This window comes from Luteococcus sp. Sow4_B9 (genome assembly GCF_052116585.1).
In the GTDB taxonomy this organism is placed as follows: Bacteria; Actinomycetota; Actinomycetes; order Propionibacteriales; family Propionibacteriaceae; genus Luteococcus.
The window spans coordinates 65,514-85,207 of record NZ_JBQKKT010000011.1; the positions used below are offsets into that span (position 1 = coordinate 65,514).

Here is a 19,694-nt window from a genome sequence, read left to right on the forward strand (position 1 = left end):
CCAATGGTCCTTGTCGTGCGCACGGTGCGGCTACCCTCGTTGTCGATAGATCATCGAACCGGGGAGGTGCGACTGTGCGGTTGTGGCGGTGGTTGAAGCGCACGCCGTGGTCAGCCCATCTCATTCGCGCCAACGACCGTTTCCAGAACCGGATGGGCAACCAGCTGGCTGGCGGAATCACCTATTTCTCGGTGCTCACCCTGGTTCCTGCGCTGATGTTCGCGTTCAGCTTCCTGGGGTGGATGCTCACGGTCTTTCGCCCGGACTGGTTGGTTCAGCTCAAGGACGTGGCCGTGCGTGAGGTTGGGGCCGTTGCGGGCGGTTACCAGGCCATCCGGCTGATCGAACGTGCCTTGAACAACTGGCGCACCGTCCTGTTGATCGGTGTCTTTGCCGCGGCGTACTCGGGCTCGGGCTGGATGGGCAATCTGCGGGGTGCGGTGCGCGCCCAGTGGCGGCCTGAGTTCGACATGAGTCCCCCGGGGCGCAACTGGTTGGCGGAGCGCTTCGTCAACCTGCTCTACTTCCTGGCACTGATCGGAGCCCTGGCAGTTTCCTTTACGGTGGTGACCCTGTCGGGCAACTTTGCCGATCGGGTGGTGCGCTGGCTGGGCATCGAGCAGACCCCGGGCGTGGCGGACCTGTTGACCCTGGGGGCCATGCTGCTGACGGTCGTACTGTCCAGCCTGCTCTTCTGGTTCCTCTTCCACGTCCTGCCGCAGTACCGCGCGCCCATGAAGGACATGATCAAGGGTTCCCTCATGTCGGGCGTGGCGATGACAGCCCTGCTGTACGGCACGACCCAGGTCATCGAGGTCTTCAGCCGCAGCCTGTCCACCGTCGTCTTCGGCAACATCATCATCGTGATGCTCTTCTTCAACCTGTTCGCTCGGTTGATCCTCTTTGCGGCCGCCTGGATCGCCACCAGTTACCAGCCCGCCATTCCCCGACGCTATTCGGAGGTGGACCTGCCGCTGCGTCGTCGCTCGGACGTCATGACCGTGCCCGGTCACTGGGAGGCGGCGGAGGCAGCGCGCCTGAGGGACGAGAAGGCCAAGGAACGCGAGAAGCTCGCACGAGAGGAGGCCAAGCGGCTCGAGTCGGAGCACCGGCGACGGCGAGGCCTGCGGCGCCACAGCTGAGCACCAACCCGTGAGCTCGGCATCCTGCCCAGCGACGAAGGCCCGTTCCCGGGGAGGGAACGGGCCTTCTGTCGGCCATCCGCGACTGTCGCATGGCAGTCGCGCAGCTGGTCAGTGCTCGGGCAGGTGCTGGACCGGCTTGGGCGCGCCCTGTCCGATCGTCTCGAGCATCTCGACGAACCAGGGCTCGTCGATGTTGAAGGCCTTGCCACCCTTGATGCGCTTGAAGTCGATGGTGCTCAGCACGTCGCCAGCCTCCTCGTCCTGGCCCACCACTCCGGGCTTGCCCGCCAGAGCCGAGTCCACGGCCAGATCGGTGCACTGCTTGATCAGGGCAAGGTCGGCGTCATTGGCGGCCGCGGCGCGGCTGTAGTAGCCGGACTTCTGGACCATGACCTTCTCAGCCTTCAGCAGCTTGGCGAACTGCTCCCCGAACCACTTGCCGGGGTTCACCTTGTCCAGCTTCACGTGGCCGAAGGGGTCGCGCGGCACCTCCTCGCCGGCCTTCTCCATCTCGGCGATGATGGACTCGAGTCCCGCGCCCTCGGACAGGAAGATGGTCACATTGCCCACCTCGTCCATCACCTTGTTCAGACGCTCGGCCTCGGCAGCCAGGTCCAGCTCTGCCTCGGGGACGTACACCGCGTGGACATCCCAGGCCTCCTTGCTCAGGCCGATCTCCGGAACCCAGGTCTCGACGCTGTCGAGCCACTCACGGTACTTGGCGGCGGTGGCGGCGGTCAGCCAGCCACAGTTGCGGCCCATGACCTCGTGGATGATGAGCATCCGCGAACCGGAGTTGTGCTCGCCGATGATGTTGCGAGCGAAGCCGGCGCCCTGCTCGGCTGCCGTCCAGGCACCCAACGACTGCTTGATCGGGATGACGTCGTTGTCGATGGTCTTGGGCAGCCCCACCACGGTGAGCTCGTAGTCATTCTCGTGCAGGTAGGCGGCCAGGTCAGCCGCCGTGGTGTTGGTGTCGTCGCCGCCAATGGTGTGCAGGACGTCGACGCCATCGGCCACCAGACGGTCCGCCGCCACCTTCAGGGGGTTGTCGCCCTCCTGGACGAGGCCGCGCTTGACCAGGTCAGCGGCATTGGTGAGCTTGACGCGGGAGTTGCCGATTGGGGAGCCACCGTACTGGTGCAGCACGGCCGCATTCTCGCGGACGGACGGCGTGACGGTGTAGAAGTCACCCTTGAGCAGACCTTGGTAGCCATGCTTGTAGGCGATGATCTCCGCATCAGGGGCGATCTCGGTGTAACGCTCGATCAGACCACCGACGGCGGATGACAGACACGGGGCGAAGCCACCGGCGGTGAGCAGGGCAACCTTCTTGACCATGGGGTCGGACCTTTCCTCGAAGATGTGACACCGTCAGCCTAGCCAAACCCGCCTCACCACACCGGCACGGGGCGGGCCAGCGCGCTCGAAATGGCACACCGACATGGCCATTCGTCCGCTGGCCATAGCTGTGCAGCCGGTGAGACAGTTTCGCCATGAATCGGGACGAACGTGGTTCCAGCCTCACGGTCTTCACGGCCACCGCCATGATGGCGGTCTTCCTGACCGCGGGACTCGTCGTGGACGGGACGGCACGGGTGCGCGCCCATCGAGAAGCGGAGGTGGCGGCGGCGAGTGCGCTGCGCAAGGGCACGGATGCCACCGCAGCCCAGCGCCTGATCGGCCGCGACGGTACGGCAGAGGGCCTTGCAGCAGCCAGACGTGCTCTGACCGACGCCGATGTCCAGGGCGATGTCACCGCCCAGGCAGGTGTCATGACCGTCACCACGAGATCGGCCGCAGGCACCACCTTCCTGTCACTGATCGGAGTTCGTGAACTACCGGTGACTGGCTCTGCATCGGGTGAGCTTCGGCGCGTCTGAGCTTGCTGGAGGGCTTCGGCATGGCGGACCCTCGCGTCTTGGACAGGCACGTAGTCTGGTTCTTCGTCCAGCCCAGATCGATGCCCAGCCTGACGGTGGTTCGTCTTCCGTCGACCTCTGAGAGGAGTCCTCAATGTCTGACATCGAGATGACGCCCGGTCAGGACGAGCTGGACTTGCGCTTCGCGGAGCTCCTGGCCACAGCCATTCGCAGGCGCGGCCTGTCGCTGGAGCAGATTCGGCGGCTGCTGCGCTCGGCGGGCACACCGGTCTCGCTGGCCACCCTGAGCTACTGGCAACGTGGTCGTTCCCTTCCCTCGAAGGAGAGCTCGCTGCAAGCCATCGCGCATCTGGAGGAGATCCTGCTTCTCCCCGTGGGGCGGCTCTCCTCCGCCTTGCCCTCCGATGCGTTCAGCCGCTGGGACTTCCTCGCAGCCCTGCCGATGTCCGATCGGGACAAGGCACTACTCGAGCGGCTGGGCATCGCGATCCATGGCCCCAGCATCACCCACTACATCCATGACCGCGTGAGCATCCTCGACGCTGGGCGGACGCGCCTGGAGGAAACCAGCGAGGTCATGGAGAGCACGGTGGACGGCCTGGAGCGCACGGCTCTGCTCTACGGCCTGAATCCAACCTCACCGCAGGCCATGGCCGAGGGGGACCAGGTTCCGTTCGTGGAGGCCATGTGGGGCTGCGAGCTGGGGCGCGTGATCCCCTTGGAGGAACGCGGGCTGATGGCGATTGAGCTCATCCTGCAGACTTCCGTGAACCGGGGCGAGGGATATCTTCGCAGCTATTCCTTGCGCTGGGAGGATGAGCCGCCCTGCACCGAGAGCGACATCCAGCGGGTGGGACCGGGGACGGTGGGCATGATGGTCCTGGAGGCGGACTTTCCGGAACGTATCCCGGAGAGGGTGACCTACGAGACCAGTCCCTATGCCTACGATCCGTACAACCCCCCGGAACGGCTGGTGCAGGAGCTTGCGCCAGGCCCGCAGGTACAGGTCTGCCTCGTGGATGCGCCGGCTGGCACACATCTCCTTCGATGGACCTGGGGTGGGCATGACTGAGACCACCTTCTCCCTCCTCCTGGCGCAGGCGGTGGCCGAGCATCCCGCGACCCTGGAACAGATCAGCGCCGAACTCCGTTCCCGGGGCACGCCGCTGTCCGCAGCAACGCTGAGCTACTGGACCACGGGCAGGTCCCGCCCCGCCCGGCGCAAGTCCCGGCTGGCGGTACAGCATCTGGAAGAGATCCTGGGGCTGGAACCCGGCCACCTCACCAGTACCCTGCCCGGGCCGACGGACAGTTCGTGGCTGCCGCGCGTGGGCGTCGAGGACCTGGCAGCGGTGCAGGAAGTGACGACGCGACTCGGGCTTGACCTGGGCAAGCACAGCGAAGCCCTGTCACTGATCGAACTGGTGCACCTGTCGGCAGAGCGCGGTCGAATGGTGCGTGAGTGTCGCCAGCTCCACCGCGCAGACGACCCTCAGGTCGAATCCATCGTGATGCTTGCACCACGACCCTCTGACTCCGCCACGCTGCTCGACGTCGAAGCACTGCGCTCCTGCCGAATCGGCGCGGTGGAGATCGTGGACGTCGCCGGGGTTGCCCTGGTGGAGGTGGTACTCGACCGTCCGCTGCGCAGGGGCGAGCTGGTGCAGATCGAGTACCGGCTCGCCTGGCAGGGCCCACCAGGAAGCATCGACCGGATCACCCGTCGGGTGCCCACCACCGTCGGCCAGTTGATCTTCGCCATCCACTTCGAGGGGAAGATCCCCGACGCCATCGAGCATCGAGTGGTCCAGGACGGCACGATCCTGCGCAACAGTGCGGTGCAGCCAGCCCAGACCGTCAACGTGGTGGCGCGCGATGTGCCCTGGGGACTGTACGAGGTGCTCTGGCATGACACATCCGGCCACGGCCACGCCTCGAAGGGCCTGTCCTGACCGCGCTCGGGGCCCTAGACTCCCTCCATGGCCCGCTACCTAGACGTCCACCCGAACAACCCCCAGCCCCGTGCCCTGGCCCAGGCAGCACAAGTGATTCGCGATGGGGGACTGGTGGCCTACCCGACGGACTCCGGCTTCGCCTTGGGCTGCCAGATGGGCAATCGGGACGCGATCGACCGCATCAAACGGTTGCGCAGGCTGGATGACAAGCACCACTTCACACTGGTGGTCAGCGAGTTTGCCCAGCTGGGGCAGTGGGTGGAGATGGACAACTGGGAATTCCGGGCCATCAAGGCCAACACCCCCGGTCCCTACACCTTCATCCTGCGTGCCACCCGGGAATTGCCCAGAGCGATGCTGCACCCGCGCAAGAAGACCGTCGGCGTCAGGATTCCGGACCACGTCACCGCGCTCGCGCTCCTCTCGGAGCTGGGGGAGCCCCTCACATCATCGTCGCTCATCCTCCCGGACCAGGACGACCCCATGACCGAGGGCTGGCAGATCGCCGACGAGCTTGGTCACGACATCGACCTGGTGCTGGACTCCGGTGACGTCGGCGCCGGCCCCACCACCGTCGTGGACTTCACCGGCGATGGCGTCGAGGTGGTTCGTGACGGGACCGGCGACCCCGCCCCCTTTGTGGAGTGACGGTGGGCCCCGGGTGTCACCTAGGCTGGAGCTCATGCCCAGCAACCCACTCACTTTCTGTTCCGAGCGGGCCTTCGGCCTGCCCGACTTCGGTTCCCTGACTCCCCAGCACTATCGGGAGGCCATCGAGGAGGGAATGGCGCACCACGAGCAGGAGATCGCGGCGATCGCCCGCAACAGCGACGCGCCGAGCGTGGAGAACACGGTGATCGCGCTGGAGCGATCCGGCCGCGTCCTGAACCATGCCCGCCGCATCCTGGCCAACAAGGTGGCGGCCGATTCCACCGAGGAACTCCGTGAGCTCGACGCCGAACTCGCACCCCGATTGGCGGCCCACGCCGATGCCGTTCTGCTCGACCCAGACCTGTTCGAACGCATCGCAATCGTCCACTCGCAGCTGTCCGAGCTGGATCTGGACCCGGAGACCGAGCAGTTGGTGAAGCTCACCCATGATCGCAGCTGGCTGGCCGGGGCCGGCCTGCCGGAGGAGAAGAAGGCTCGCCTGCGCGAGCTCAACCAAGAACTTTCCCGGCTGACCACCGACTACCAGCGCAAACTGCTGGCCGACACCAATGAATCGGCGGTGCCCTTCACCAGCGCCGACGAGCTGGACGGCCTCAACGAAGGGCAGCTCTCGGCCTGTGCCCAGGCCGCAAGGGACCGTGGGCTGGACGGATGGCTGGTCACCCACACCCTGTTCAGTGACCACCCCTACAACGCGCAGCTGGTCCGCCGCGAGAGCCGGCGCCGCATCCACCAGGCGTCAACGGCACGGTGTCGCCGCGGCAATGAGCACGACACCAGTGCGCTGGTGCTGCGCATCACCGCCCTGCGAGCGGAGCGTGCCGCGTTGCTCGGCCACCCGAACCACGCGTCTGCTGCCCTGGCCGACCAGACCGCGCGCACTCTCGCGGCGGTCGACGAGATGGTCTATCCGCTGGCTGGACCCGCTCTCGCGAACCTGCACAAGGAGGCCCAGATCCTGCAGGAGGCCCTCGACGCACACCAGGCGTCAGTGGGCGAGCCGACTCACCCCTTGGAACCGTGGGACTGGTCCTACTGGGCCGAGCGCGTGCGTTCCACCGAGCACCAGGTGGACACGGCCCAGCTCCGGCCGTGGTTCGAGCTGGAGCGGGTGCTCCACGACGGAGTCTTCTGGACCGCCACTCAACTCTTCGGCATCACGTTCACGGCGCGGCCGGACATCGTCACCTACCACGAGGAGGCGCGTGCCTTCGAGGTGAAGGATGCCGACGGGAGCACCCTGGGGCTGTTCATCCTGGACGTCTTCACCCGCGACTCGAAGCGGGGCGGCGCCTGGATGAACAACCTGGTCGAACAGAACCGGCTCTTCGACGAGCTGCCGGTGGTCTGCAACAACCTCAACGTGCCCAAGCCAGCCCCGGGCGAGCCCGTGCTGCTGAGCCTGGACGAGGTGACCACCCTCTTCCACGAGTTCGGGCACGCTCTGCACGGACTGCTCTCCGATGTCACCTACCCCAGCCTGTCGGGGACCCACGTTCCCCGGGACTTCGTCGAGTTTCCCAGTCAGGTGAACGAGATGTGGATCACCTGGCCGGAGGTCGTCAACCACTATGCCCGGCACCACGAGACGGGCGATCCCATCGATCCCGAAGTGCTGCGACGGATGGCAACCAGCAGCACCTTCAATGAGGGCTTCGCGACGACCGAGTACCTTGCGTCAGCGCTCCTGGACCAGGAGTGGCACAGGATTTCCGCCGACGACGTGGTGCAGGACGTTCAGCTCTTCGAACAGCAGGCTCTGGAGCGGGTGGGGCTGGCCAATCCGTGGGTGCCGCCCCGCTACGGCAGCTGCTACTTCTCGCACACCTTCTCCGGAGGCTACGACGCAAAGTACTACTGCTACATCTTCAGCGAGGTGATGGATGCCGACACCGTTGAGTGGTTCCGGGAGAATGGTGGTTTGACCCGGGCCAACGGCGATCGTTTCCGCGAGGCGGTGCTGTCCACCGGGCACTCGCGCAATCCCCTGGACAGCTTCCGTGAGTTCCGGGGACGTGACGCCGACCTGCAGCCCTTGCTGGTTCGACGCGGGCTGGCCTGACGGGCCCTGAAGAGGCTGCTGCCCACAGCTTGCGGGGCCCAGGCAGGTTCTCGCCTGCCTGGCCCCGCAATCCTGCCGGGGAAGTGCGCTGGATCAGCAGTGGTAGGTGTCGCTGGGAGCGGGGAAGTGGTGGTAACCGTCGGGAGGTGTCATCCCGAAGGAACGAGCCAGGGACAGGATCTTGTTCGCCCGTGCCAGGCGAGGCAGGTCCGAACCGTTGCGGATCTCGCCTCCGGCCTCATTGAACTCGGCCAGGAAGTCCAGAGCCCAGGACATGTCATCGATGCTGGGGGAGAGAATCTCGTTCACGGTGTGCGTCTGCTCGGCCATCAGGCAGATCTTGCCGGTCATGCCGAACTGGCTCGTGACTCCGGCCGACGTGGCCAGCGCGACGCCGGTGGCGCCCACCGCGGGCCCGTCGATGGCCCCGGGCAGTCCCGCGGCCTTGGAAGCGATGGTGAACTGGCTCCGGGTATAGGCGAGCGTCGTTGGATCATCGGCGAAACCGGTGTCGCGTCGGAAGTCACCCAGGCCGAAGGCGAGACGGAAGGTGTTGCGGCTGGCGGCGATCTGCGGCAGGTGGGTGATCCCGCGAGCGGTCTCCACCAGCGCAACGATCGGCATGCCGTCGGGCAGCAGACTGGCGGTGCGGATGACGTGCTCCGGTCCTTCCACCATGGCCAGGAAGATGCCGTCGAGTCCGGGCAGTCCGGCAAGCTCCTTCAAATCGCCCTCCCACCACTCGGTGCCGAACCCGTTGATCCGAACCCAGGCATGGTGGTCCCCCGAGGTCAGGTACTCCACGACATTGGCACGCGCCTGTTCCTTGTGGGCGGGGGCCACCGCATCCTCGATGTCCAGTACGACGACGTCCGCCTCACCGATGTGCTCATAGCGATCGGTGTGCAGGCCATTGACGAGCAGCCAGGAACGGGCCAGGTCTGGACCAAAGGTGACGGTGTCGGTCACGTGCGTGCCTTTCTCGATTCCGGACGCAAGGGCCCACGCCGGGCGTCCTTGCCTGGACGGAGCCTAGCGTTGATCTCTCGACGTCAACAGACCTTCCATCGGGTGAGATCACCCTGCGCAGTCAGTCGTCGTCGATCTCGCCCGCCAGAGCCCGGGCTGCCAGGCTCTCGCTCTCCGCAACCTCCCAGACCTCCTTGGCCGCCGTCACGTTCAGGGCGACGATCAGCAGGCCCAGCACGATGTCCGGCCAGCCGCTGTTCGTGTACCAGGTGACCAGTCCCATGGCGATGATCGCGATGTTGGCGATGACATCATTGCGGGCAGCCAAGAAGGCTGCCGTGGTCATGGAACCGCCATGATTGCGCCAGCGGGCCAGCATCCAGGTGCAGGCCAAGTTCACCACGACTGCTCCTCCCGCCGTCAGCACGAGCGAGAGGACTGCCGGAGGCTCCGGGTTCTGGAACTTGGCCACGGCCTGCCACACTGCGGCGATCGCTGGGAGCAGGATGATGCCGGCCATCACCTTGCCGGCGACAGCGCGCTTCTGGATGCTCCAACCAAGCGCCAGGGCAATGAGGCTGTTGACCGCGAAGTCCTCGAAGAAGTCGACCGAATCGGCAAACAGACTGACCGATCCGATGGCCAGGGCAACGGCCCCTTCGACGAAGAAGTAGGCCAGGTTGAGCAGGGCCACCAGGACCACGGTCCTGCGCAGCGAGGCCTTCAGATCCGGATCCGCGTCCAGATCGGCCCCGGGAAGTTCAGATGTACACACGTGGCACCACGGTACGCTTCGGCTGGGTAGTTTGGTGCAATGCACTCCGCACAGCCCCTGCGCGTCTCACTGCGGCGCACTGCTCCCGACGGGAGCCGATCAGACCTCGTCGGCGACCTGGTGCGAGCTGATGACGAGTCGATCGTCGTGCTGCCCCTGGGCAGGGGCCCGGTGACCATTCCGCGGCAGGAGGTCACTGCGATGCGCAAGGTGCCACCACGCGTGGTGCGGCCCACCTCGTCGGTCGATGACCTCGTCCGGCTGGCCGACGAGTCGTGGCCTGGCACCCGGGTGGTCCGGATGGGCGGTTGGACGCTCCACGTGGGCCTGGGATATTCCCGGCGAGCGAACTCCTGCCATCCGACGGGGGACCCGGAACGCCCCCTGCCGCTGGCCATCGACCAGGTGGTCGGCTTCTACCGCGAGCAGGGCCTCGCGCCGCGCTTCCAGCTCGCCACCAGGCCGGGGGACCGCGCGGGTCAAACGACGGAACTGGACCGGCTGCTGGCGGATCGACGTTGGGAGCGCGGTGCCACGTCCCTGGTCATGGTGGCCGATCTGACCGTGCTCGATGTGGAGCCGGCCCCGAGCCACTCCACCAACAGCATCCGCTGGACCTCCGTCCCCGACGAGCGCTGGTTGTCCGTCCAGGGGGAGGAGCACCCCGGGCGGCTGCCGGTGCTCACGTCCGCCGAGGCGCACTACGCCACGGTGGGGGAGACTGAGCCCAGCGCCTGCGGGCGACTCGCGGTGGTGCGCGACTGGGGTTGCCTGTCCGGTCTCTTCGTGCGGCCCGACCGGCGACGATGCGGACATGGGCAGGCCCTGACCATCGCGATGATGGTCAGGGCCCGGGATCTTGGAGCCAGCTACTGCCACCTTCAGGTGGAGGCCGGGAACTCCGCTGCGATTGCCCTCTACGAGTCACTGGGCTTCGCGGAACACCACCGCTACCACTACCGGATGCTCCGGTGAGACTGCGGCGCTGACCCTCAGGTGAGGATCCGCAATTGCTTGCGGTAGGTGTACTCCTCACCATTGAGTGCCCGCAGGCAGGCGCGGACGTGGGCGAAGACCTGCAGGATGGCGGCGAAGATCATCAGCGGGATGCCGATCCACGCCAGGATGATCGTCAGCGTCAGGATCCAGCCAATCACCATGGCGATGTTGACCCAGATGTTGAAGTTGAATGCACCTGCGGCCGCCTTTCGGACATAGGGCGACTTGTCCTTGTACAGCATCCAGATCACCAGCGGCCCCACGAAGCTCAGCCACCCCGCGCTGATCACCATCGAGATGAGGGTGGACGCGTGTGCCAGGGCAGCAGCGCTTCGGTCATCCGGTGGAATCGCCTGGGCCCCTGCCGGCTGGTACGCCGTGCCATAGGGGGACGTGGGGGGCTGCTGGCTCGGGTGGGGCTGCTGGCCCGGATTCCACTGGTTGTACGCCTCGTGATTCTGCGGCTGGGCACCAGCGGGCTGCGAGGTGGACACCTCCCACGGATTCGTGGGGGCCTCGAAGGAAGGACGGTCCGGTCCGGCGTGGTTGCTCATGGCACCATGGTGCCCTCTCCAAGGCCGACGTGGCCTGGATCCCATGGGTTACCAGGGTGGGTTCAGGGCCCGCTCGGGGTCGCACTCGTCGATTCACTAGGCTGGTCGCCATGACCGGTCAGATCGTCTTTGCCACGGCCACGCTGCTGCTGCTGGCCATGCCATTGGTGGCGCTGCTCGCACGCGCGCTGGGCGTTGAGTCCCGGCTCCGTCAGGACCACGTGGCACGTCTGCTGGGTGAGCAGGACCTCGGATGACCGTGGTGGATGACTACCTTGCGGGTTGCCGCGAGGAGGACCGCGATTGCCTCGAGCAGATGCGGCGGGTCGTCCACGACTGCTGCCCTGGACTCGACGAGGTCACCAGTTACCGACTGCCCGCCTTCCGCCTGCACGGTTACACCACAAGCAAGGGGATTGTGGGTGGCTTCGCGGCGGGACGCTCCTTCTTGAGCTGGTACCCCTTCTGCGGGCGCACCCTCGTGACCCTGGCCGACGAACTGTCGGGCTTCGAGCAGACCTCTGGATCGGTGCACTTCAGTGCCCTGCGCCCGTTGCCGGAGGAACTGGTGGTCCGGCTCGTTCACACACGACTGGCCGAGATCCTGGAACTCTCCTGACGAGGAGTACCTGCCCACACGACCGGTGGAGCATCCCATTCAGAGCTTGCTGCGCAGGGTTTCAGAGCTTGCTGCGCAGGATTTCAGAGCTTGCTGCGCAGGGCGTCCAGCACCTGCGCTTCCAGGCCCAGACCCTCCGTGATGTAGCCGTCGAGACTGCCGAACTGACGCTCCACCTCATCCAGCCCGGCCTGGAGGAAGCTGCGATCGACCACATTCATCGGTCGGTTCCGCCGTGCCAGGGCACGGCCGCCCCGGGCGGTGTCCGTGAACCAGCGGAATCGCGCCATGTGGGAGACCTTGGGTTGTGAGGCCAAGTAGTCGGTCATCACCTGTTCTGCCGAGTCACCGTGGATGTGCTGCAGAAGCACCGCGATCCATCCGGTGCGGTCCTTTCCATCGGTGCAGTGGAAGAGCACGGCCTTCGGCTCACCCGCGATGAGGCGCAGCGTCTGCGCGATGCGCTCCCGCTGCCCCTCGTCGTTCACCATCCGGAGGTAGCGCGCCTTCATGGCCTCGATCGTGTCGGCCTCGGTCCTGCGTTGGCCCGTGACGGCCTCACCCGTGCCGTGCAGGTCCACCAGGACCCAGCGCACGCCCGGCAGATCGGGGTCGGGGAAGTTGGCGGCCACCTTCTCGGTGCGCAAATCGATGATCAAGCCGATGCCCAGCTGCGCGATCATTCGGCGATCGGCGCGGGTTGCTCCCCACAACAGGGAGGACCGATAGACCCCAACGTGGGGGCGGGTCGAGCTGGTCACCGGTCGCAGGTTGTACACCCCGAAGGGGATGCGGACACGATGAGTGACGGCACGAAGCAGGGCAAGAGCGTTGGCCATGCCCAGCACTCTAGAGCTCCTCGAGGTAGGAGCCGTCCAGATGGGCCAGTTCCTCGGTGATGCGCTCCCGGGCTGTGGCCTCGAAGAGCCGTCCAGCGTGCGTGCCGTGGAAGATCTGGCTCATGCCCAGGAATCCGGTCAGTGCGCCCCGGCGCCCGGAGCGCCACTGGACATCGTCGAATCTGGCGTATTCGCGGCGCAGGTCCCGGACGGAGACGTGGTATCGGCCCGGAGCCGACGCAAGGATGGCCATGTCGGCGTCCGAGATGCGTTGCCCACTGGGGTCATCGCTCTTGGGAGCATGGTCCAGGGTGATCAGGACCAGTCGTTGCACCTCGCTGACCTCCGCGTCGGGCAGCCCCAGCGTCGGGAGCATCTCGCCGGCCAGGTCCGCGGAGGACCGCTCGTCCTCTCCCGGAGCCCCGTGGTGCACGACGTCGTGGAAGAAGGTCGCCAGGACTTCCGTCCGATGCAGGGATGTACCCGACAACTCGGCCAATCGTCGCTGTGTCCGCAGCATCTCCGCCAGATGACGCAGGTCGTGGTAGCGCCGCCGCTCCACCTGTTGGCGGTCCAGCAGGGAATCGATCGTCCGGACGGCCGGCTCATCCGTCCGGGGCAGCACCTCAAGCACTTGAGAGCGCACCTCTTCCCGGGCCCGGCGTCGGCGCGGAGCCTTCTGGTGGGGAAGGATGCGAAGCCCAACCGCGCGCAGCCTGTCCACCAGGTCGCGTTCGTCGACCTGGACGGCCCCCGCGGCAAGGGCAGCGCCCAGCCGGTCCACCCTCAGGTCGTAGTGGTCATGGTCGAAGGCTCGAACATCCAACCCGGCTGCCCGTGCTCCTTCGTGCAGCTCCCACAGATTTGCGTCACTGACCAGATGTCCGTAGACGCTCCCGTGCGCAGGCCACCGCGGGGAATCAACCAGAAGCATCAGCTGAGTCCCAACAGCCACAGGGCCAGTCCGGCAGCGCCACAGGCCAGCAGGACACTCACGAAGGTGCCGATGATGAAGCGCTCGGCGGCGCCTGCCGTCGTGGCCTTCAGCTCTGGGTAACGCGCAACGCCCTTGAGCGCCAGACTGATGGGTATGGCCTCCGGATAGTGCGCCACGAGGCCCGCGTAGATCGCCAGCCGCTCGAGCGCGCCGATCCAGGATCCACCGCGCAGTTGCTGTCCCGCTGCCACCAGCCCATCCACGGAACCGTCACTGGACGCACCCGGGGGGTCATCCTGCGAGGACCGCTCAACGTCGGTGTCCGGACCAGTAGCAACGGCGGTGCGCCGATCCACCCGACGAAAGACGATCTGGACGATCGGTCCGCCACCCCAGGTCACCAGGGCTCCGAGCAGGACGACCACCAGCACGTCGAGTGAGAGGTCTGCCCAGCGCCCGAGGAGCAGGACTGATGCCATCGCATCCTGAATGATCGTCATGCGTGACCACCTGCCTCCCACAGCTGCACGATCAGCTCGACACACAGCTCACGGCCGCGACGCGACTGTTCCCAACCGGCCCGACGGTGTCGTTGACTCGCGGCGGAAGCGGTGATGCCCAGATGGTCTGCAGCCTGCCCCACGGTGCGCCCCTCGTCGAGGAGGTCCACGATCTCCCACCCTTCATCGGTCCGTCGTCCCAAGAGTTCCTGCCACAACCACAGTGCGGTCTCCGCACGTCGAGCTGGCCCCGCACAGGAGGGACGATCTTCACCGTAGACGGCTCGTCCGACACTTTCGTGCACCATGAGACGCAGTCCGGTGGGGGAGTGACGTGCCTCCTCCAGCGCTGTGCGGGCAGCGAGATAGGCGCCACCCCGTGCAGCCCGGGTGGAGTCCGGCAGGGGTCCCTCCACATCGCCGAGCCCGATCCCTAGCCGCCAGACCTTGAGTCTGGTGGCCACTTCCACCACGTCGACCACAGCGGCAGGGTCTGCGAGCAGCACTTGCACCTCATCTCCTGCGGTGCGTTCCGGGGGCAGAAGGAATCGACGTCCAAGGACTCGTTCGAGGTCCCGCATGAGGCCGGGAACGGCATCACGTGCGTGTCTGGAGTCCCTTTGGTCCAGCGTGACTGCCCAGACCCGAGTTAAGTCTCGTCCCTTCATATGCTACATCTTAGGCCACAGACTTCACGAATTGGGGAGCGATGAAGTGCCAAGGCCCCGATCACGATGGCGGCAGTGTTGGACGTTGCTGTGCTAGACAAGGTGTCATGGCTACCACTGCAATGAAGGGCAACCCGGTCCACACCGTCGGGGAACTGCCCACCCCCGGAACCGTCGCTCCCACCCTCAACCTCGTTGGCGCCGACCTCTCAGCCGTCACCACGCAGTCCCTCGCGGGTCGCCGCGTCGTGCTGAACATCTTCCCCAGCGTTGACACCGGCGTCTGCGCCACCAGCGTCCGCAAGTTCAATGAACTCGCCAGTGGCTTGGAGAACACCACCGTCCTGTGCGTGAGCAAGGACCTCCCCTTCGCCCAGGCCCGCTTCTGCGGCGCCGAGGGCCTCGAAAACGTCCAGGTCGCCTCCGACTTCCGCGGCACGTTCGGCCAGGACTACGGCGTGCTGCTGACCGACGGCCCGCTCGAGGGTCTGCTGGCCCGCAGTGTCGTCGTCCTGGACGAGCAGGGCTCGGTGCTGCACAGCCAGCTCGTACCCGAGATCACCACCGAGCCCGACTACGACGCAGCGATCGCAGCCCTCGGCTGAGGAACCGGACTCCATCTGGCCGTGGCCCGTACCCTGCAGGGTACGGGCCACGGCCATCGCTCTGTTCGGGCCCGAGGTCCGGGCTGTCCGCAGCTGTCAGGCGAGGTCTCCGCTGAGGATGTAGCCGGTCTCCAGATCCTGGATCCGAACCGAGATGATCCCGTGGGGGTCGATGGTGTAGATCTCCTCCACCAGCGGCCCGGTCTCCAACCGGCGGACCTCCTGCTCGTGCCCGGGAATACCTGCCTCCTGCAGCTCACGGTCGAAGGGGAAGACAAGTTCGCCGCGAGGCGAGATCTCCCCGCGCGGCTGGCCCAGCGGATCCAGCGCTGAGTACTCGACGAAGCGGAAGATACCGACATTGTGAGCCGCTCGATAGCGACGGGTCACCACCATGGTGTCTGTGACGCTGACGGCATGGTCGGGGGACAGGATCGGATCGAACCTCACCTCACGGCCATCCTCCCCCTCGCGGAAGACGCCGAAGCCCCGCGAGAGCCGCTCGGCGAGTGTGAAACCAGATTCGGGATCAGCGGCAATGGCCAGTCCGATGGCAGTGGAGGCACCGGGATAGGGCGACTTGTGGACCCGACGGCCGAATCGTTCCCTCAGGACTCGAGGCACCAAGGGCAACGCGGAGGCACCCCCCACCAGGTAGAGCCCCGCGATGTCGCTCGTGGACTGGTCCAGCCCAGCCACCAGCGGTTCGGTGATCTGCAGTGTCTGCTCGACCAGTGGCGCTGCAGCCTCGTAGTAGTCGGCAACCTCCACCGTGGACAGGACCTCTCCCACCTCGATCGCGACCCGCCGGGTCTGTGGGGTCAGGGACTCCTTGGACTGTCGGCAACTGGCCATCATCGCGCTCTGCTCGGCCCGGGAGAGGGAATCTCCTGCCATCCCGGCTCGATCCAGGGCCAGGTGGGCCAGCACCTCGTCGAAGTCGTCACCGCCCAGGCGGTTGATGCCGACGCTGCTCAGCACCTCGTGGGCATCGTCCTGCACGGAGACAAGCGAGGCATCGAAGGTGCCACCACCCAGGTCGTAGACCAGCACCCGGTTGCGTCGGGAGGTGATCGTTCGACTCTGCCGATGGGTGTACTCGAATCCGGCGGCCGACGGCTCGTTCAGCATCGCGCGGACGGGGAAACCCGCACGACGGAAGGCCTCGAGCGTCAGCAGGCGCTGGGCGGTGTGGGCATGAGCCGGCACTCCCACCACCACGCCGTTGATCTCCCGAGACTCCAGCGATGAGGACTCGACGAGTGCCGTGCGCAGGGCAGTGAGGAAACTGGTGACCAGGTGCAGCAGCCCGATCTGGTGCCCGTCCACGTCGATGGTGGATTCCAGGGTGAGGTCGGGCCGTGCGAGGTGCCTCTTCACCGAACGAATTGCGGGGGCCCCGGCGTCGATGGCCTCGAGCGCGTCGAAACCGTGGATGAGGACGCCATCGGCGAGGGCGGAAATCGTGGGGAAGTGGCTGACGAAGTCGGAGTGGAGGTCCTGGAAGTCGACCACCGGGTAGTTGCCGCGATCAACGAGCGCGACGACGGTGCGGGTGGTGCCGAGATCAATGCCAAGGTGCATGGTCCAAGCCAATCACGGAAAGCGCCCAGCCGAGGGCTGTCGATCCAGTGGCGGACCCGGCTCCGGACGGCCGCGCAGATGTGTCTGCCGCACCGTCAGCTGACACAATGGGCGCCATGGCAGACAACCAACCCCGCGACGACCACGCCAAGAAGCTCAAGCAGACCGTCTCCACGGTGAAGCAGTTGCGTGGCTGGGTTGCCAGCGACCCCACCAGGACGGAGGACTTCGTCGACGCGCTGAACGAGGCCACTGGCCTGCGGGTGCTGTCGCGGGCGTGGGCGGAGGCCGCACCCGAGGCTGCGGAAGCCGTCGGGGCTGCGGACAAGCTGGTGCGCTCTCGTGGCCCGATCGGGCCCTACACACCGGTGGTGGATGCGGCCCGCTACTTCACGGCCCTGACCCACGTGGCCACGGTGCAGCTGGGCATGGGTCTGGTGGAGCCGGCGGGATCGACGATCGGGGCGGCCCTCGCATGGAAGGACCAGCTGACCGAGCGTGGCCTGGGCGAGGCCTTGGTTCCGCGCACCGCGATCTGGTCGCTCCTGACCGACGCTCGCACGGCCATGGCGCGCGGTGACCTCGCCCATGCCAATGCCATGGCCGACTCGGCTCTCGCCATGGCCCGGCGCAGCGTCCTCGAGCCCGACCACACCCCGGTGCTGCTGGATGCCCTGCACACCGTTGCCGACGCTCGCACGAGCGTCGGCCTGCCCGACCAGGCGGTGGAGCTGCTGCGAGAGGCAGTCTCGGTGTGGCAGGAATGGACCGAGAGCGACTTCACACAGCTTCCGCGGATGGCCAAGCCGCATCTTGAACGCCTGATCACCCCTGCCGTCCAGCTCCACCGATCGCTGGTGGCTGCCCTGTGGCAGGTGGGCCGAGGGGACGAGGCGCTGGACGTGCTGGAACACTGGTGCACGCTGCTGCACCGCAGCGCTCCCCGTCGCGGCGAACCGGGACGGGTGGACGTTGCCCTGGCCCGCAGCGACCAGGCCTGGTTGCTTGCGGAGGCCGGACGTGGTGCGGATTCCCTGAAGGCCTCGGAGGCGGCTCAGCAGGCCATGAATGCCCTCCTGAAGGCGGAGAAGCCTGTCGGGCAGCATCTGGCCACCCAGCTGGCGGTCTGCGCCTCACGCGCCCATGCCGAGCTGGCAACCGGACGTGTGGACGCGGCCGCGGCGAGCATCGACCAGGTCTACAACCGCCTGCAGGCACACCGTCAGGTCACCGTGCCCGAGGCTGCTCGAGGGCTGGCGCACTGGGTTCGCGCCGATGTGCTGTCCGCTGCAGGCGACGAGGCCACCGCCACAGCCAGCCGCACAGACGCGGAGCAGATCGCCGATGCCCTGCGTGAGCAGCTGATGGGTTCTGGTCTGCTCAACGGAGAGGGCGCACTCGCCGTCCTGTTGGCCGGCACCCGTCACACGGCCCTGCCGGGCAATCAGCCGACACCGCACTGGGATGTACCGGATGCCTTGGACGCGCTCTCCCCGGCCGGTGCACCGGTCTCCACGACGGTGTTGAGCGACGAGGAGGCGATGCGCCTGATCGACGAGCAACGGGAGCAGGAGGCACGTGAGCGTGCCGTGGCCGAGCTCAGGGCCGCGACCGAGCGTGCGGAACGCGAACGGGCACAGGCGGAGCGTCGAGCTGAGGCCCGAAGGGTCGAGGAGGCGGCCGCAGTTCAGAGCGCCGCCGGCCAGGAGGCGGAGGAGACTGCTCGTCGGGAAGCCGAGGAGACTGCTCGTCGCGAGGCGGAGGAGACTGCTCGTCGGGAAGCCGAGGAGACTGCTCGTCGCGAGGCGGAGGAGACTGCTCGTCGGGAAGCCGAGGAGACTGCTCGTCGGGAAGCCGAGCAGGATCCAGTCGCCCGGGCGCGCCAAGCGGTGGACCGCGCCCAGAACTCCACCGACAAGCAGGAGCTGGTGGAGGCGCTGGAGGGGCTGGTCCATCAGCTCGAGCCGCTGGCCCCGCAGGATCCCCAAGGACGTGGACGAGAGCTCGTACGTGCTCTGGAACAGTTGTCGGATGCCCAGGGCTGGTGGGGCGGCCGTGCCGCTGGCAAGCGGGCCAAGCAGCTGTCGAAGCAGTGGGGCCTCTAACCGAGCAGGGAGTCGACGGCGTCCCCGAGGGTGGGACCCAGGTCTTGGTGCAGCACGAGTGATGCCTGCCCGTCGTGGGCCGTCGGATCACGATTGATCAGGACCAGGTCACGCCCCTGGTAGAAGTTGACCAACCCAGCCGCCGGATACACGTTCAGCGAGGTGCCTCCGACGATGAGGACGTCGCACGCCAGGATCGCCTCGATGGCAGCATCCATCACCCGCTGGTCCAAGGGCTCCCCGTAGAGGACGACGTCCGGGCGAACCATCCCTCGGCAGATGGGGCAGCGGGGGACGCCCGTCGAATCCAGCATGAAGCGCATGTCCTGTACCTGTCCGCAATCGATGCACCGATTGCGCTGGGCAGAGCCATGCAGCTCCAACACGCGGCGCGAGCCGGCCGCCTGGTGCAGGCCATCGATGTTCTGCGTGATGACAGCGGACAGTTTGCCGACCTCCTCGAGCCGGGCCAACGCCTGATGCGCCCGGTTGGGACGGGCCTTGGGGTGCAGCAGCGACGTGCGGTGGAAGTCGAAGAAGGATTCCGGATCATGCTCCAGGCATTCGTGGCTCAGCAGGTATTCGGGAGCAGGGGAGTCCGGGGTGGCCGTGGCGTACAGCCCGGCGGAGGACCGAAAGTCCGGGATGCCGCTCTCCGTCGAGATACCCGCACCTCCGAAGAAGACGATGTCCTGCCCCCGGTCAAGGATTGCCTGCAAGCTGTCCATGTCTGCATTCTCCCATCGGGAGAGCAGAAGCGGGCGGGAGCTTGTGCTCCCGCCCGCCCTCCTGAGAGTGCGATCAACCCAGCTCGATCAACCCA

Annotated in this window: 21 protein-coding genes; 11 read left to right on the forward strand and 10 right to left on the reverse strand. The window is 66.6% G+C overall.

Features of this window, described 5'->3' with window-relative positions:
* The first annotated feature begins 92 nt into the window (after positions 1-92).
* Complete coding sequence (locus tag ACTQ49_RS08730; RefSeq protein ID WP_441827452.1) at positions 93-1,142, forward strand: YhjD/YihY/BrkB family envelope integrity protein; 1,050 nt, start codon at positions 93-95, stop codon at positions 1,140-1,142.
* 111 nt (positions 1,143-1,253) lie between these two features.
* On the opposite strand, the gene ACTQ49_RS08735 is transcribed toward ACTQ49_RS08730, so the two are convergent.
* Positions 1,254-2,486 (reverse strand): pyrophosphate--fructose-6-phosphate 1-phosphotransferase, encoded by a 1,233-nt coding sequence (locus tag ACTQ49_RS08735; protein WP_441827453.1) that lies wholly within the window; start codon positions 2,484-2,486, stop codon positions 1,254-1,256.
* A gap of 155 nt (positions 2,487-2,641) precedes the next feature.
* Between ACTQ49_RS08735 and ACTQ49_RS08740 the strand changes: the two genes are divergently transcribed.
* From ACTQ49_RS08740 to ACTQ49_RS08760, 5 genes are all read left to right on the forward strand, one after another.
* The gene (locus tag ACTQ49_RS08740) at positions 2,642-3,028 is read left to right on the forward strand and encodes a pilus assembly protein TadE (RefSeq protein WP_441827454.1); all 387 of its coding nucleotides are present in this window, start codon (positions 2,642-2,644) and stop codon (positions 3,026-3,028) included.
* A gap of 133 nt (positions 3,029-3,161) precedes the next feature.
* Complete coding sequence (locus tag ACTQ49_RS08745; protein WP_441827455.1) at positions 3,162-4,100, forward strand: hypothetical protein; 939 nt, start codon at positions 3,162-3,164, stop codon at positions 4,098-4,100.
* On the forward strand, positions 4,093-4,980 hold the full coding sequence (locus ACTQ49_RS08750) for a hypothetical protein (RefSeq protein WP_441827456.1): 888 nt from the start codon (positions 4,093-4,095) through the stop codon (positions 4,978-4,980). Before ACTQ49_RS08745 ends, ACTQ49_RS08750 begins: the two co-directional genes overlap by 8 nt.
* A 27-nt stretch (positions 4,981-5,007) precedes the next feature.
* Positions 5,008-5,631, forward strand: coding sequence for an L-threonylcarbamoyladenylate synthase (locus ACTQ49_RS08755; protein WP_441827457.1), 624 nt, complete (start codon positions 5,008-5,010; stop codon positions 5,629-5,631).
* Between the two features lie 34 nt (positions 5,632-5,665).
* Positions 5,666-7,717 (forward strand): M3 family metallopeptidase, encoded by a 2,052-nt coding sequence (locus ACTQ49_RS08760; RefSeq protein ID WP_441827458.1) that lies wholly within the window; start codon positions 5,666-5,668, stop codon positions 7,715-7,717.
* Positions 7,718-7,810: 93 nt separating this feature from the next.
* On the opposite strand, the gene ACTQ49_RS08765 is transcribed toward ACTQ49_RS08760, so the two are convergent.
* Positions 7,811-8,686, reverse strand: coding sequence for an HpcH/HpaI aldolase/citrate lyase family protein (locus ACTQ49_RS08765; protein ID WP_441827459.1), 876 nt, complete (start codon positions 8,684-8,686; stop codon positions 7,811-7,813).
* 121 nt (positions 8,687-8,807) lie between these two features.
* Positions 8,808-9,461: a cation transporter gene (locus ACTQ49_RS08770; RefSeq protein ID WP_441827460.1), complete on the reverse strand. Its 654-nt coding sequence runs from the start codon at positions 9,459-9,461 to the stop codon at positions 8,808-8,810.
* A gap of 39 nt (positions 9,462-9,500) precedes the next feature.
* Here ACTQ49_RS08770 and ACTQ49_RS08775 point away from each other — a divergent pair, with 39 nt between their 5' ends.
* A complete protein-coding gene (locus ACTQ49_RS08775; RefSeq protein ID WP_441827461.1) occupies positions 9,501-10,436 on the forward strand; it encodes a GNAT family N-acetyltransferase in 936 nt (311 codons plus the stop codon).
* 17 nt (positions 10,437-10,453) lie between these two features.
* Here ACTQ49_RS08775 and ACTQ49_RS08780 read toward each other — a convergent pair whose 3' ends face one another.
* Positions 10,454-11,014, reverse strand: coding sequence for a DUF4870 domain-containing protein (locus tag ACTQ49_RS08780; protein ID WP_441827462.1), 561 nt, complete (start codon positions 11,012-11,014; stop codon positions 10,454-10,456).
* Between the two features lie 110 nt (positions 11,015-11,124).
* Here ACTQ49_RS08780 and ACTQ49_RS08785 point away from each other — a divergent pair, with 110 nt between their 5' ends.
* Both ACTQ49_RS08785 and ACTQ49_RS08790 read left to right on the forward strand, forming a co-directional pair.
* On the forward strand, positions 11,125-11,271 hold the full coding sequence (locus ACTQ49_RS08785) for a hypothetical protein (protein WP_441827463.1): 147 nt from the start codon (positions 11,125-11,127) through the stop codon (positions 11,269-11,271).
* On the forward strand, positions 11,268-11,633 hold the full coding sequence (locus ACTQ49_RS08790) for an iron chaperone (protein WP_441827464.1): 366 nt from the start codon (positions 11,268-11,270) through the stop codon (positions 11,631-11,633). The genes ACTQ49_RS08785 and ACTQ49_RS08790 overlap by 4 nt, the downstream gene beginning before the upstream one ends.
* A gap of 83 nt (positions 11,634-11,716) precedes the next feature.
* On the opposite strand, the gene ACTQ49_RS08795 is transcribed toward ACTQ49_RS08790, so the two are convergent.
* From ACTQ49_RS08795 to ACTQ49_RS08810, 4 genes are read right to left on the reverse strand one after another with little or no spacing between them, the layout of a single operon-like run.
* Positions 11,717-12,472, reverse strand: a complete 756-nt coding sequence (locus ACTQ49_RS08795; RefSeq protein WP_441827465.1) for a tyrosine-protein phosphatase — start codon at positions 12,470-12,472, stop codon at positions 11,717-11,719.
* Positions 12,473-12,482: 10 nt separating this feature from the next.
* Positions 12,483-13,406, reverse strand: coding sequence for a DUF4031 domain-containing protein (locus ACTQ49_RS08800; RefSeq protein WP_441827466.1), 924 nt, complete (start codon positions 13,404-13,406; stop codon positions 12,483-12,485).
* Positions 13,406-13,909: a hypothetical protein gene (locus ACTQ49_RS08805; protein ID WP_441827467.1), complete on the reverse strand. Its 504-nt coding sequence runs from the start codon at positions 13,907-13,909 to the stop codon at positions 13,406-13,408. The genes ACTQ49_RS08800 and ACTQ49_RS08805 overlap by 1 nt, the downstream gene beginning before the upstream one ends.
* Positions 13,906-14,421, reverse strand: coding sequence for a transposase (locus ACTQ49_RS08810; RefSeq protein ID WP_441827468.1), 516 nt, complete (start codon positions 14,419-14,421; stop codon positions 13,906-13,908). Before ACTQ49_RS08810 ends, ACTQ49_RS08805 begins: the two co-directional genes overlap by 4 nt.
* 263 nt (positions 14,422-14,684) lie before the next feature.
* Between ACTQ49_RS08810 and tpx the strand changes: the two genes are divergently transcribed.
* Complete coding sequence (gene tpx / locus ACTQ49_RS08815; protein ID WP_441827469.1) at positions 14,685-15,182, forward strand: thiol peroxidase; 498 nt, start codon at positions 14,685-14,687, stop codon at positions 15,180-15,182.
* A gap of 96 nt (positions 15,183-15,278) precedes the next feature.
* Here the strand turns inward: tpx and ACTQ49_RS08820 are convergent, their stop codons facing one another.
* Complete coding sequence (locus tag ACTQ49_RS08820) at positions 15,279-16,766, reverse strand: Hsp70 family protein (protein WP_441827470.1); 1,488 nt, start codon at positions 16,764-16,766, stop codon at positions 15,279-15,281.
* Positions 16,767-16,882: 116 nt separating this feature from the next.
* Here ACTQ49_RS08820 and ACTQ49_RS08825 point away from each other — a divergent pair, with 116 nt between their 5' ends.
* Entirely contained in the window at positions 16,883-18,871 is a 1,989-nt protein-coding gene (locus tag ACTQ49_RS08825) for a hypothetical protein (protein ID WP_441827471.1), read from the forward strand.
* Here ACTQ49_RS08825 and ACTQ49_RS08830 read toward each other — a convergent pair.
* Positions 18,868-19,599 carry an NAD-dependent protein deacylase gene (locus tag ACTQ49_RS08830; protein WP_441827472.1) on the reverse strand — a complete coding sequence of 244 codons (732 nt, stop codon included), beginning with the start codon at positions 19,597-19,599 and terminating at the stop codon, positions 18,868-18,870. The genes ACTQ49_RS08825 and ACTQ49_RS08830 overlap by 4 nt on opposite strands.
* Positions 19,600-19,694: the final 95 nt, after the last annotated feature.

Bases quoted from the DNA above. Each gene is read 5' to 3' on its own strand.
- ACTQ49_RS08735 (WP_441827453.1), bottom strand. From the start codon at position 2,486: ATGGTCAAGAAGGTTGCCCTGCTCACCGCCGGTGGCTTCGCCCCGTGT.
- ACTQ49_RS08740 (WP_441827454.1), top strand. From the start codon at position 2,642: ATGAATCGGGACGAACGTGGTTCCAGCCTCACGGTCTTCACGGCCACC.
- ACTQ49_RS08745 (WP_441827455.1), top strand. From the start codon at position 3,162: ATGTCTGACATCGAGATGACGCCCGGTCAGGACGAGCTGGACTTGCGC.
- ACTQ49_RS08750 (WP_441827456.1), top strand. From the start codon at position 4,093: ATGACTGAGACCACCTTCTCCCTCCTCCTGGCGCAGGCGGTGGCCGAG.
- ACTQ49_RS08755 (WP_441827457.1), top strand. From the start codon at position 5,008: ATGGCCCGCTACCTAGACGTCCACCCGAACAACCCCCAGCCCCGTGCC.
- ACTQ49_RS08760 (WP_441827458.1), top strand. From the start codon at position 5,666: ATGCCCAGCAACCCACTCACTTTCTGTTCCGAGCGGGCCTTCGGCCTG.
- ACTQ49_RS08775 (WP_441827461.1), top strand. From the start codon at position 9,501: ATGCACTCCGCACAGCCCCTGCGCGTCTCACTGCGGCGCACTGCTCCC.
- ACTQ49_RS08780 (WP_441827462.1), bottom strand. From the start codon at position 11,014: ATGAGCAACCACGCCGGACCGGACCGTCCTTCCTTCGAGGCCCCCACG.
- ACTQ49_RS08785 (WP_441827463.1), top strand. From the start codon at position 11,125: ATGACCGGTCAGATCGTCTTTGCCACGGCCACGCTGCTGCTGCTGGCC.
- ACTQ49_RS08790 (WP_441827464.1), top strand. From the start codon at position 11,268: ATGACCGTGGTGGATGACTACCTTGCGGGTTGCCGCGAGGAGGACCGC.
- ACTQ49_RS08795 (WP_441827465.1), bottom strand. From the start codon at position 12,472: ATGGCCAACGCTCTTGCCCTGCTTCGTGCCGTCACTCATCGTGTCCGC.
- ACTQ49_RS08800 (WP_441827466.1), bottom strand. From the start codon at position 13,406: ATGCTTCTGGTTGATTCCCCGCGGTGGCCTGCGCACGGGAGCGTCTAC.
- ACTQ49_RS08805 (WP_441827467.1), bottom strand. From the start codon at position 13,909: ATGACGATCATTCAGGATGCGATGGCATCAGTCCTGCTCCTCGGGCGC.
- tpx (WP_441827469.1), top strand. From the start codon at position 14,685: ATGGCTACCACTGCAATGAAGGGCAACCCGGTCCACACCGTCGGGGAA.
- ACTQ49_RS08820 (WP_441827470.1), bottom strand. From the start codon at position 16,766: ATGCACCTTGGCATTGATCTCGGCACCACCCGCACCGTCGTCGCGCTC.
- ACTQ49_RS08825 (WP_441827471.1), top strand. From the start codon at position 16,883: ATGGCAGACAACCAACCCCGCGACGACCACGCCAAGAAGCTCAAGCAG.
- ACTQ49_RS08830 (WP_441827472.1), bottom strand. From the start codon at position 19,599: ATGGACAGCTTGCAGGCAATCCTTGACCGGGGGCAGGACATCGTCTTC.